Source organism: Saccharothrix longispora, from assembly GCF_030852425.1.
GTDB classification, from domain to species: Bacteria; Actinomycetota; Actinomycetes; order Mycobacteriales; family Pseudonocardiaceae; genus Actinosynnema; species Actinosynnema longispora.
The window spans coordinates 13706-25024 of the sequence record NZ_NSDM01000023.1 but is presented as its reverse complement, the minus strand read 5'-3'; the positions used below and the strand labels follow the sequence as shown (position 1 = coordinate 25024).

General features: G+C 73.9%; 11 protein-coding genes. 9 read left to right on the top strand and 2 right to left on the bottom strand.

Annotated elements, in window-relative coordinates; translation table 11 throughout:
• Window positions 1-29: 29 nt before the first annotated feature.
• The 6 genes from CKY47_RS33960 to CKY47_RS33935 all read left to right on the top strand — a co-directional run bounded on the left by CKY47_RS33960 (window position 30) and on the right by CKY47_RS33935 (window position 6117).
• The gene (locus CKY47_RS33960) at window positions 30-1547 is read left to right on the top strand and encodes a tyrosine-type recombinase/integrase (protein WP_306750461.1); all 1518 of its coding nucleotides are present in this window, start codon (window positions 30-32) and stop codon (window positions 1545-1547) included.
• Between the two features lie 581 nt (window positions 1548-2128).
• Window positions 2129-3022: an IS982 family transposase gene (locus CKY47_RS33955; RefSeq protein WP_306750460.1), complete on the top strand. Its 894-nt coding sequence runs from the start codon at window positions 2129-2131 to the stop codon at window positions 3020-3022.
• A 474-nt stretch (window positions 3023-3496) separates the two neighbouring features.
• On the top strand, window positions 3497-3946 hold the full coding sequence (locus CKY47_RS33950) for a GNAT family N-acetyltransferase (RefSeq protein WP_306750459.1): 450 nt from the start codon (window positions 3497-3499) through the stop codon (window positions 3944-3946).
• A 52-nt stretch (window positions 3947-3998) separates the two neighbouring features.
• Window positions 3999-4496, top strand: a complete 498-nt coding sequence (locus CKY47_RS33945; protein ID WP_306750458.1) for a MarR family winged helix-turn-helix transcriptional regulator — start codon at window positions 3999-4001, stop codon at window positions 4494-4496.
• Between the two features lie 32 nt (window positions 4497-4528).
• Window positions 4529-4876 (top strand): YciI family protein, encoded by a 348-nt coding sequence (locus tag CKY47_RS33940; protein WP_306750457.1) that lies wholly within the window; start codon window positions 4529-4531, stop codon window positions 4874-4876.
• Between the two features lie 2 nt (window positions 4877-4878).
• On the top strand, window positions 4879-6117 hold the full coding sequence (locus CKY47_RS33935; RefSeq protein WP_306750456.1) for an RNA polymerase sigma factor: 1239 nt from the start codon (window positions 4879-4881) through the stop codon (window positions 6115-6117).
• 19 nt (window positions 6118-6136) lie between these two features.
• Here the strand turns inward: CKY47_RS33935 and CKY47_RS33930 are convergent, their stop codons facing one another.
• Window positions 6137-7183, bottom strand: a complete 1047-nt coding sequence (locus CKY47_RS33930; RefSeq protein WP_306750455.1) for a threonine aldolase family protein — start codon at window positions 7181-7183, stop codon at window positions 6137-6139.
• A 225-nt stretch (window positions 7184-7408) separates the two neighbouring features.
• On the opposite strand from CKY47_RS33930, the gene CKY47_RS33925 reads away from it, so the two are divergent.
• The 3 genes from CKY47_RS33925 (at window position 7409) to CKY47_RS33915 (ending at window position 10214) form a co-directional block, all read left to right on the top strand.
• Window positions 7409-7984: a pyridoxamine 5'-phosphate oxidase family protein gene (locus CKY47_RS33925; RefSeq protein ID WP_306750454.1), complete on the top strand. Its 576-nt coding sequence runs from the start codon at window positions 7409-7411 to the stop codon at window positions 7982-7984.
• Window positions 7985-8215: 231 nt separating this feature from the next.
• Complete coding sequence (rox, locus tag CKY47_RS33920) at window positions 8216-9649, top strand: rifampin monooxygenase (protein ID WP_306750453.1); 1434 nt, start codon at window positions 8216-8218, stop codon at window positions 9647-9649.
• Between the two features lie 61 nt (window positions 9650-9710).
• Complete coding sequence (locus tag CKY47_RS33915; RefSeq protein ID WP_306750452.1) at window positions 9711-10214, top strand: riboflavin biosynthesis intermediates N-glycosidase; 504 nt, start codon at window positions 9711-9713, stop codon at window positions 10212-10214.
• Between the two features lie 44 nt (window positions 10215-10258).
• On the opposite strand, the gene CKY47_RS33910 is transcribed toward CKY47_RS33915, so the two are convergent.
• A complete protein-coding gene (locus tag CKY47_RS33910) occupies window positions 10259-11194 on the bottom strand; it encodes an NADP-dependent oxidoreductase (protein WP_306750451.1) in 936 nt (311 codons plus the stop codon).
• Between the last annotated feature and the right edge of the window lie 125 nt (window positions 11195-11319).

Below are 11319 nucleotides of genomic sequence, written 5' to 3'. Positions count from 1 at the left end.
GGCACCGGATCGGCGATACCCTGGCGGTCGTGATCGCCGAGCCGCCACCGCCACCCGCTCCGCGACCGTTCGCACCGGCACTGGTCGAGGCCCCGGCCCGCGAACCCGACCACCGGACCGACAGCCGGTCCGTTTCCGATTCGGAGCTGCGCGAGCTGGAACGCCTGCTGCGCGACTGGCTGTCCGGGTACGCCTCCGCGGCGACGCGACGCTCCTACGGCGACGCGTTGGGGTTGGACAGGCGGTGGGTCTCGGCCATCGGCAGCCTCGACGAGCGCGCGTCGTGGGGCCCGTCGGTCGGCGAGGACGTGAGCGGGACACCGACCGGGAACACACCTCCGACCAGACAGGGCCGTTACCGCGACTGGGCGTGGTTGCGCTGGTGCGACCGCAACCGGGTGCACCCGCTGCGCGTCGACAGCGCCGCGGTCAAGCGCTGGCAGCTGGAACTGGACGCGGCCGGCATGCCCAAGTCCACCCGTGCCCACCGCCTGGCCGCAGTCGGCGCGATGTACGCCTACCTGGCCGAACACGGCGCCGTCACGGTCGACCCGACCCGCTTCGACCGCTCCCGCCTCGGCCTGCGCGCCCACCGCGACACCTCCCCCACCGTGGTGCTCACAGTCGACCAGGTCGACCTGCTGCTGCGCACCGCCGCCACCCCGCGACGGGGCGTGCACCCGGTGATGCGGCACCGGGCGGTGGCCATCGTGGCCCTGCTGACCCTCGGGGTGCGCATCGGCGAGCTGACCGGCCTGCGCCGCGCGGACGTGCACACCACCCGCGGCCGGCGGGCGCTGCGGGTGACCGGCAAGGGCGACAAGATCCGCGTTGTCTACCTGTCCGCGCTGGCGGCGACCGCCCTGGACGACTACCTCGCCGAACGTGACCGGTGGAGCGCCGCCGCGACCCCCGCCCTGCCCGGCCGGGTGCGCGGGCAGCGCTCCCCGCTGATCGCGACCCGCGACGGCGGCCCGGTCGACCCGCGCGACGTGTGGTCGCTGCTGCGCCGCCTGGCGACCAGCGCCGGCCCCGGCCTGGCCGACGTCGCCGATCGGCTGGGCCCGCACGTGCTGCGCCACTTCTACGTCACCACCGCCGCGGAAGCCGGCGTGGACATGACCCACATCCAGGCAGACGTCGGCCACTCCTCCGTCGAGACCACCCACCGCGTCTACAACCAGGCCGCCCGCTCCCCCGACCGCTCCGCCGTGGACGTCGTGGAACAAGTCCTGCTCGCCGCCCGCACCCGTCACACCCCCCGGGACACCACCGCAGCCGCCGCGACGCCGGGCGAGGCGGACGAACAAGCGGCCCTGCAGGTGCTGTGGGACGGGCTGCGCACCGGGGACCCGGTCGAACAGCTGCACGGTCTGCAACTGCTGCGACAGGCCCTTGGCATCGACACACCGTCCCCGGCGGCCGACCGGGCCCTCGCGGCGTTGACCACGCAGTCGAACCCGCACCCGCGCGTGCTCGCCGAAATCGCGGCGCTGCGTCACCGCGCGCCCGTACCGGCACGACCCGGCACACCGACCCGCGGCTGACGGACGCGATCCGAGCCGACCACGGCAGGCTTCACAGCCGGTACGCCGAAGAGGGCGTCCGATCGGAGTACCGGCCGGCGCTCGGGCGGGGAGAACGCAGCCGAACGCCAACCCACACGCGCCCGAAGCCGGCTGAGGCACGAGCCTGCTGCCGGTGACCGACCCGGACGACGTACGCGGTTGCCAGTCCTTCCCACGCACCCGGGATGCCGGAACGCAATTTGCGACGGGGGTGACGCCGGCCCCGGACAGGGCACGCGCACGCCGGGCGACCGGGTGTCGGACACATGGTCTGACTCGCCGTGGTCACGATCTGGCCGAATGCGGAACGTGCCCCTCGGCCCTCCGTACGACAAGTCGACGCAGATGGACCGGCGTCAAGGCCCCGTGAACGGGTAGGTCACCCTCGATCGGTTGATCCAGGCGGACCGCCGGGCCGTTCGAGGGCTGGGTTGAACGTGTGAGTCGACCGGGAGTCACCTCGAAACCATCACGAAACGTTTGTCCTGACACTGCTAGACGAGTAATGCGTAAGTCGAGGCGGTGGCCGGAGACGGACGAAGGGTGTTCAAGATCTGTTTGTGACGACAGACCTGAACACCCTTCTCACCGCACTCTACGTCAAGATCGACGACCACCTCGCGGGCAGGCCCCGCATCGGCAGACCGCCGAAGCTCACCGACGCCGAGCTGGTCACCCTGGCCGTGGCCCAGGCGCTGCTCGGGTTCACCTCCGAGGCGAGGTGGCTGCGGTTCCTGCCCGTCCGGATGCCCGGCGCGTTCCGCTACCTGCCCGGCCAGTCCGGCTACAACCGCCGCCTGCGCGCGGCGTTACCGCTGGTCAAGCAGGTGACGCGCTGGTCGGCGGCCGACACCGACCTGTGGACCGACACCACCTGGATCGTCGACTCCACCCCGGTCGAGTGCGGACGTTCCCTCCCGACGGTCAAGCGCTCGGAGTTGGCCGGCTGGGCGAAATACGGCTTCTGCCGCTCACACTCGCGCTGGTTCCGGGGCTTGCGGCTGCATCTGGTCTGCACCCCGGCCGGGCTGCCGATCACCCGGGCGTTGGCCGATCCGGAGATCGACGAGCGGCAGGTGCTCATGGCGATCCGCGACCACGAACCCCGCCTGCTCGACGACCGCCCCGGCCTGCTGATCATCGCCGACAAGGGCTACGTCTCCCGCGAACTCGACCGCTTCCTGGCCGAACGCGGCGTCCGGCTGATCCGGCCCTCCTACCGCAACCGCAAGCCCCATCCCGGCGAGCCGCTGCTCAAGTCCATCCGGCAGCTCATCGAGTCGGTCAACGACACCCTCGAAGGCCAGCTGAACCTCGAACAGCACGGCGGACGCACCATCGAGGGCGTCGGAGTCCGCATCGCCCAACGCCTCCTCGCCCTCACCGCAGCCATCTGGCACAACCGCGCCACCGGCCAACCCGTCACCCGGTCCCTGACCGCCTACGACCACTGACCGACTTACGCATTACTCGTCGTGGGCGGGCGCGGTGTCGAAGGTGAAGGCGGTGACCGGGACACGACCCGGCGGGCGGCAGCCGGCCGGCGTCGAGCGCGGCGAGGTCGACGACGAGGCTGTCTCGAGGGGTGGAGCAGCCGCCGTAGCTGTGCCCGCCGCTGCGTGCGGCCACGGGGCACGTCGTGGCGGGCGGCGCCCCGGGCACCGGGCGACGTCGGATTCGTCGGCGCACAGGGCGACGGCGGCCGGTCAGCGCGCGGCGCGGCCGGTGCCAGTCGTGCTGCCACCCCCGGTGCCGCGAGACCTGTGGCCTGCATGAACGCCCTGCGACCGAAGTCCACGTCCCCCTGGTCCGTGGTCGCGCCGTCGTCCGGAGACCTGATCGGGCGAACGGCGCAATGGTGGTTGAAGGGTTCCGCGAGTGGTTACCTTCGGCTCACTCCCCCACGTACCCGGCAAGGCGGTGGCCGCATGATCGTCCCCCTCGACATGACCGACGACGCGACGGCGGAGGCGGTGCACCGGCTCGCCAAGCACTCGTACGCGGTGGAGGCCGAGCTGATCGGGTACGCCGCGATCCCGGGGTTGACCGAGACCCTGGAGGAGATGCGGGCGTTGCCGCTGCGCTGGCTCGGCGGGTTCGTCGACAACGAGCTGGTGGCGTTCGTGGGGTTCTCGAAGGTCGACGACGTGCTGGACATCGACCGGTTGTGCGTGGCGCCGAGCCACTTCCGGCTGGGGTTCGCGCGGCGGCTGGTGGAGCAGGTGCTGGCCGAGGGCGGTCCGGCGATCGTGTCGACGGGCGCGGACAACGCGCCGGCGATCGAGCTGTACGAGTCGATGGGTTTCCGGGTGGTGGACACGGTGGTGGTCGAGGGAGGGCTGCGGGTCGCGCAGTTCGGGCACCCGGGCATCGTCTGACGGCACCGATCGGCACCGTTGGCGCCGCCAACGAGTGGGCAGGCTGCGGGCCGTGGGGAGCAGGGGTGCGCCCGACCGGTTGCGCGGTGCGCCGAGCCGGCTGCTGAACCGGACCGCGACGCTGGCCTCGCGGCTGGTCGCGGACGGTTTCGGTGCGGTCGGCGCGCGCCGCTACCACTACTGGCTGCTGGCCGCGCTGGAGCAGTTCGGCCCGGCGACCCAGGCCGAGCTGGGGCGGCGCGCCGGGCTGGACCGCAGCGACGTGGTGGCCACCGTGAACGAGCTGGCCGGCAAGGGGTGCGTCGAGCGCGCGCCGGACCCGGACGACCGGCGGCGCAACGTCGTCAGCCTCACGCGGGTCGGGCTGGCGCACCTGCGGGAGCTGGACGGGGTGCAGGCCGCGGCGCAGGACGCGCTGCTCGCGCCGCTGTCGGCCGCCGAGCGCGCGGAGCCGGTGCGGGTGCTCGGCGTCGTGCTGGAGCACCGGGGCCGAATCCGCCGGAAAGTTCTCCTCGTCGGGTGTCGATCCGGCCGGGTGCCGTTCGTGTAGGGGGTGGAACCGACCCCTTAGAGGAGGACGACATGGCGAAGTACCTGCTCAGCGTGGTGCAGCCGACCGGCGGCGTGCCCGAGCCCGAGGCGCTGGACCGGATCATGGTCGACGTGCGGGCGGTGGACGACGCGATGCGGGAGGCGGGCGTGTGGGTGTTCGCCGCGGGTCTGCACTCCCCCGACACCGCGACCACGCTGCGGCCCACGGCCACCGGTGACGTGCTGGTCACCGACGGCCCGTACGTGGAGACCAAGGAGCACCTGGGCGGTTTCACGGTCATCGAGGTGCCGGACCTGGACGCGGCGCTGGAGTGGGGGCGGCGGCTCGGCGTGGCCATCACGTTGCCGATCGAGGTCCGGCCGCTACGGGAGGGCTAGGCGTGCGAGGGGAGGAGCCGGTCGAGCGCGTCTTCCGGGCGGAGCACGGGCGGGCGGTGGCCGTCCTGGCCCGTGTCTTCGGCGACCTCGACATCGCCGAGGAGGCGGTCCAGGACGCGTTCGTGGAGGCGGTGCGCCGGTGGCCCGCGGACGGCGTGCCGCCCAGCCCGGCGGGGTGGATCATCACGACCGCGCGCAACCGCGCGGTGGACCGGCTGCGCCGGGAGTCCTCGCGCGGATCGCGGCACGAGCAGGCCGCGCGGTTGACCGGGCGGGGCGAACCGGCGGAGGAGGGCCCGGTGGAGGAGGACGTGGTGGTCGACGAGCGGCTCCGGTTGATCTTCACGTGCTGTCACCCGGCGTTGAACCCGGCGGCTCGGGTGGCGTTGACGCTGCGGTTGCTGGGCGGGTTGTCCACGGCGGAGATCGCGCGGGCGTTCCTGGTGCCCGAGGCGACGATGGCGCAGCGGCTGGTGCGGGCCAAGGCGAAGATCCGCGACGCCCGCATCCCCTATCGGGTGCCGGGCGGGGCGGAGTTGCCGGATCGGGTGGGCGCGGTGCTGGCGGTGGTGTACCTGGTGTTCGGCGAGGGCTACTCGGCGGCCTCGGGTGACGTCCTGGTGCGCGACGGGTTGTGCGTGGAGGCGGTGCGGTTGGGCCGGCTGCTGGCGGAGCTGATGCCCGACGAGCCGGAGGTGATCGGCCTGCTGGCGCTGATGCTGCTGCTGCACGCGCGCCGCGCGGCGCGCACGGGCCCGGACGGCGGGTTGGTGCGGCTGGCCGAGCAGGACCGGTCGCGGTGGGACCGGGACCTGCTCGTCGAGGGGCGGGAGCTGGTGCGCCGGTGCCTGCGGCGTGGCCGGCCGGGCCCTTACCAGGTGCAGGCGGCGATCAACGCGGTGCACAGCGACCCGCCGCCGACGGACTGGTCGCAGGTCGTGGCGCTCTACGACCACCTGCTGGTGCTGTCGCCGTCGCCGGTGGTGGCGTTGAACCGGGCGGTGGCGGTCGCCGAGCTGGACGGGCCGGGGGTGGCGTTGGCGCTGGTGGAGGATCTGCCGTTGACCGGTTACCACCTGTTCCACGCGGTGCGCGGCGACCTGTTGCGCCGTCTGGGCCGGGCGGGGGAAGCGGCGGGCGCCTTCGGGCGGGCGTTGGCGCTGGCGGGCAACGACGTCGAGCGCGACCTGCTGCGCCGGAACCTCGACGCGCTCCGCGCGGGGGGCTCCGGCGGGGGCTGACCGGGGGCGGGATCGGGGTTCAGCGCAGTCGGCGGAGCAGTTCCGCGACCTCCTGGGGTTCGAACTCCAGCGTGACGATGCCGACGGTGATCTCGATGCTGCACCGGGAGGGGTCGGCCGCGGCCCTGGCGTGGGTCGGCAGCTCGACGCCGGTCTCGGCGAGGACGCGCTCGGCGGCGGCGGTCACGGTTTCCTTCGGCGCGGGCAGGTGGACGTGGAACATCGGCGTCTGCGGCACCTCGGGGTGGGTGCGGGCGTAGCCGTCGGCGTTGATGGCGGCGGCGATGGCGCGGGCGTGGTCGCGGAACTCGGTCATCCTGGGCAGCAGCTCGTCCAGGCCGATCAGGGCGGTGGCGGTCAGCGGCCACGCGTCGGGGATGGCCCCGCCGAGGCGCTTGCGCCACACCGAGGCGGTGTCGATGGTGTCCCGGTCGCCCGCCAGGACGGCGCCGCGCACCCCTTCCAGTCCCTTGTAGAGGGAGACGTAGACGGTGTCGAACAGGGCGGCGATCTCGGCGTGCGGGCGTTCGTAGTAGGTCTGCGCCTCCCACAGGCGGGCGCCGTCCATGTGCGCGGCGGCGCCGCGTTCGCGGGCCCAGCGGGTCTGCGACACCAGGTCGTCCCACTCGGGCAGCACGCCGCCGATCTCGCGCTGCGGCAGTTCCAGCAGCAGTGCGGCGACCGGTTCGCGGACCTCGTCGAGTTCGGCGGTGGTGAGCAGCCGCTGCGGGTCGCCGACGGCCTTGTGCCGCAGCCCGTGCACGGCGTTGTAGCCGCTCTCCTCCCACAGCGCGAGGTGGCACTGGGGGTGGGCGACGAAGGTGCGCCGGTGGGTGCGGTCGGCGTGCACCCGCAGCGCGGTCTGCTGCGCCATGGTGCCGCTGGGGAAGAACAGGGCGGCGGGTTTGCCGAGCAGGGCGGCGACGCGCTCCTCCAGGTCCGCCGTCACCGCGTCCGGGTCGGTGCCGGGCGGCAGGCGGTCCAGCAGTGCGCCCAGCACGGCGTGCGGGTCGCGTCGCAGCCGGCGGGAGTGGACGACCAGGGAGCGTCGGATCTCGGGGGCCATCACCGGAGTCTGTTGCCGGCGCTCCCCGCCGGCAACGGGTTTCGGGGTCGGCCGGCCGCGTGGCCCCGGATCGGTGGGCCCGGATCGCGATGACGCCGATGTCGTGCTGCCGCATCGCGGACGGATGCCGTTCGCCGGCGTGGCGTGGCGGTGTGCGGTCGTTCACCGGTCCCACGGGGCGCGAGGTCCGTCGTCGCCGCGTGCTGACGCGGCGATACTGGCCGCATGGGAAAGACCTATGACCGGATCGAAGGACGGCTCAAGGAGTTCATCGAGGCGCAGCCCGTGTTCTTCACGGCCACCGCCCCGCTGGCGGCGGACGGGCACGTGAACGTCTCCCCCAAGGGGCGCAGCGGTACGTGGCGGGTGCTCGACGAGCGGCGCGTGGCGTACCTGGACTTCGGCGGCAGCCACGCCGAGACGATCTCCCACCTGCGGGAGAACGGCCGTATCACGCTGATGTGGTGCGCGTTCGAGGGGCCGCCGAACATCGTGCGGGTGCACGGGACGGGCGAGCCGGTGTTCCGCGACGACCCGCGGTTCGCGGAGCTGGTGGCGGGGTTCGGCGAGGCGGACGGCCCGGGGCTGCGCGCGGTCGTGGTGGTGACGGCGGAGCTGATCAGCGACACGTGCGGGTTCGCCGTGCCGCTCATGGACTACCGGGGCGACCGGACGCTGCACGTGGAGCACTTCGGCCGCAGGTCCGACGAGGAGTTCGCCGCCTACTGCGCGGGCAAGCGGTACAACGCGGTCAGCATCGACGGGCTGCCCGCGCTGCCCCTGCCGCTGCCGCCGCGCTAGTGGCGGGTGGCGGGTGCGGCGGGCACCGATCCGGACGAGGCGATGGCGGGGAGCGTCATCCGCTTCCCGCCATGTCCAACTTATAGCGCACCGGTGGTCTTGCGGCAAGACCCGGGTGGTACCGCAGAATTTCCGCCCGAAGCCGGTACCTGCGGAAACACGGTGACCGCGCCGCGTGCGCGTGGTGGTCCGCGGGCCGGAACGCGCTGTCGCGGAACAGGGGAACACTTCGTGATCGACGTGATCGTGGCCGGTGGCGGGCCGACCGGTCTGATGTTGGCCGCCGAACTGCGGCTGCACGACGTGCGCGTGCTCGTGCTGGAGCGGGAGGCGGAGCCCACCCGGGTCGTGCGCGCGCTCGGCCTGCACGCGCGCAGCGTCGAGGTGATGGACCAGCGCGGCCTGCTGGACCGCTTCCTGGCCCACGGGCAGCGGTACCCGGTCGGTGGTTTCTTCGCCGGCATCGCCAAGCCGTCGCCGGAGTTGGACACCACGCACCCGTACGTCCTGGGCATCCCCCAGACGGTGACGGAGCGCCTGCTGGCCGAGCGCGCCGCGGAGGTCGGCGTCGAGGTCCGGCGCGGTGTCGGGGTGGTGGGGTTGGAGCAGGACGACGAGGGCGTGGACGTCGTGCTGGCCGACGGCACGCGGTTGCGCTCGCGCTACCTCGTGGGCTGCGACGGCGGCCGGAGCACGGTGCGCAAGCTGCTCGGCGTCGCCTTTCCCGGCGAGCCCGCCCGGGTCGAGACGCTGTTGGGCGAGATGGAGCTGGCCGCGTCGCCGGAGACGGTGGCGGCCGTGGTGGCCGAGGTCCGCACGACCCAGCTCCGGTTCGGCGTCACGCCCTTCGGCGGCGGGGTGCACCGCGTGGTGGTGCCCGCCGAGGGCGTGGCCCAGGACCGCGCGGTCCCGCCGACCTTCGAGGAGTTCACGCGGCGGCTGCGGCTGGTCGCGGGCACCGACTTCGGCGCGCACTCGCCGCGCTGGCTGTCGCGCTTCGGCGACGCCACCCGGCAGGCCGAGCGGTACCGCGTCGGTCGGGTGCTGCTGGCCGGCGACGCGGCGCACGTCCACCCCCCGACGGGCGGGCAGGGGCTCAACCTGGGTGTGCAGGACGCGTTCAACCTGGGCTGGAAGCTGGCCGCGGAGGTCGGCGGGTGGGCGCCGAGGGGACTGCTGGACAGCTACCACGCCGAACGGCACCCGGTGGCGGCCGCCGTGCTGGACGACACCCGCGCGCAGATGCACCTGATGTCGCCGGACCCGGGTGCCCGGGCGGTGCGCCGGCTGGTGTCGGAGCTGATGGACTTCGACGAGGTGAACCGGCACCTGGTCGAGAAGGTCACCGCGACCGCCGTCCGCTACGACTTCGGCGGGGGGCACGAGCTGCTCGGCCGGCGGCTGCGCGACGTGGCGTTGACGGGAGGGCGCCTCTACGGGCTGATGCACGGCGGTCGCGGGCTGCTGCTCGACCGGACCGGCCGGCTGTCGGTGGCGGGCTGGGAGGACCGGGTCGACCACGTCGTCGACGTGAGCGGGGAGTCGGACGCGCCCGCGGTGCTGCTGCGGCCGGACGGGCACGTGGCGTGGGTCGGCGAGCGGCAGCGGGACCTGCTGGACCGGTTGCCGACGTGGTTCGGCGCGCCCGTCGGGCGGGGTCGGTAGCGCACCGCGGCGGGGCCGCGGGTCGACCCGGCGGGCGGGGGGTGTGGCAGGGTTCGCGTCCGTGGAGGAATACCTGTTCTTCTGGGGGCACCGGACGCGGCCCGGTGCGCCGGTCGGCAAGCAGTGCCTGAGCCAGTGGTTCGAGGCGCCGTTCACCGAGGACGGCCGCACCTACCCGACCGCCGAGCACCACATGATGGTCGGCAAGGCGCTGCTGTTCGGCGACGGGGACACCGCCGGGCGCGTGCTGCGGGCCCGCACGCCCGGCGAGGCGAAGGCGCTGGGTCGGCAGGTGCGGGGCTTCGACGAGGACACGTGGGTCGCGCACCGGGTGGACCTCGTCGTGCGCGCCAACCTGGGCAAGTTCGGCGCGCACGACGACCTGCGGGCGTTCCTGCTGGGCACCGGCGACCGGGTGCTGGTGGAGGCCAGTCCGGTGGACCGGGTGTGGGGCATCGGGCTGGCCGAGGACGACGAGCGGGCGGCCGACCCGGCGGCCTGGCGGGGCCTGAACCTGCTGGGTCAGGCGTTGATGACGGTGCGGGAACGGCTGCGCGCGGCCTGAACGGCGTCCTGCCCGCACGGTGACGCGGCCGGGGTGGGTGGTGCTCAGGGCAGGAGCACGATCTTGCCCCGGGTGCGGCCGGACTCGATCAGCTCGTGCGCCCTGGCCGCCTGGTCCAGCGGCAGCACGGTGTCCAGTTCGGTGCGCAGCAGGCCCCGTTCGACGAGGTCGGCCAGGGCGAGCATGCCGACCCGGTCCGGTTCGCACAGCACGGCGGCGGTGCGCACCCGACCGGCCGCGGCGTCGGCGGCGGCCGGCAGGGCGGGGGCGAGGATGGTGACGACGATGCCGCCGTCGCGCACGACGGGCACCGAGCGGGCCGCGACGTCGCCGCCCACGGTGTCGAAGGCGACGTCCACGTCGCGCACGACGTCGGCGAAGTCGACGGCGGTGTAGTCCACGACCTCGTCGGCGCCCAGGCCGCGGACGAAGTCGTGCTTGGCGGCACTGGCGGTGCCGGTGACGTGCGCGCCGAGCGCCTTGGCGATCTGCACGGCGACGTGGCCGACCCCGCCGGCGGCGGCGTGCACGAGGACCCGTTGCCCGGCGCGCAGCCCGGCGGTGTCCACGAGGCTCTGCCACGCGGTGAGGCCGACCAGGGGCAGGGCGGCGGCGTGCGGGTGGTCGAGGGCGTCGGGTTTGCGCACGAACTGGCGGGCGGGCGCGACGACGTGCTCGGCGTGGGCGCCGGCCTCGCGCGGGAACAGCGGCATCCCGAAGACCTCGTCACCGGGCCGGTGCACGGTGACGCCCTCCCCCACGGCCTCGACCACGCCGGAGACGTCCCAGCCGAGCACGAACGGCGGCTCGCCGAGCCTGCCGCCGGTGCGCCGGGTCTTGGCGTCGACCGGGTTGACGCCCGCGGCGCGCACCCGGACGAGGACCTCGGTGGGGCCGGGCGCGGGGGTGGGGCGGGTGATCGCGGTCAGCACCTCGGGGCCGCCCAGGGTGGTCTGGCTGATGGCGCGCGTTCGGCTCATAACTCTGATGGTGGTCGACGTCCCGGCCGGCGGCCAGTGGTCCGGAGGTCAGGACCCGGAAGGATCGGGCCACCACCCGGTGGTGGCTGGTCGGGTGGTGGTCGTCGAGCACGTGGAGGGCGGCG

Excerpts from the sequence above, each read along its gene's own strand:
- CKY47_RS33950 (WP_306750459.1), top strand. The coding sequence starts at position 3,497 with ATGATCGTCCCCCTCGACATGACCGACGACGCGACGGCGGAGGCGGTG.
- CKY47_RS33940 (WP_306750457.1), top strand. The coding sequence starts at position 4,529 with ATGGCGAAGTACCTGCTCAGCGTGGTGCAGCCGACCGGCGGCGTGCCC.
- CKY47_RS33930 (WP_306750455.1), bottom strand. The coding sequence starts at position 7,183 with ATGGCCCCCGAGATCCGACGCTCCCTGGTCGTCCACTCCCGCCGGCTG.
- CKY47_RS33925 (WP_306750454.1), top strand. The coding sequence starts at position 7,409 with ATGGGAAAGACCTATGACCGGATCGAAGGACGGCTCAAGGAGTTCATC.
- CKY47_RS33910 (WP_306750451.1), bottom strand. The coding sequence starts at position 11,194 with ATGAGCCGAACGCGCGCCATCAGCCAGACCACCCTGGGCGGCCCCGAG.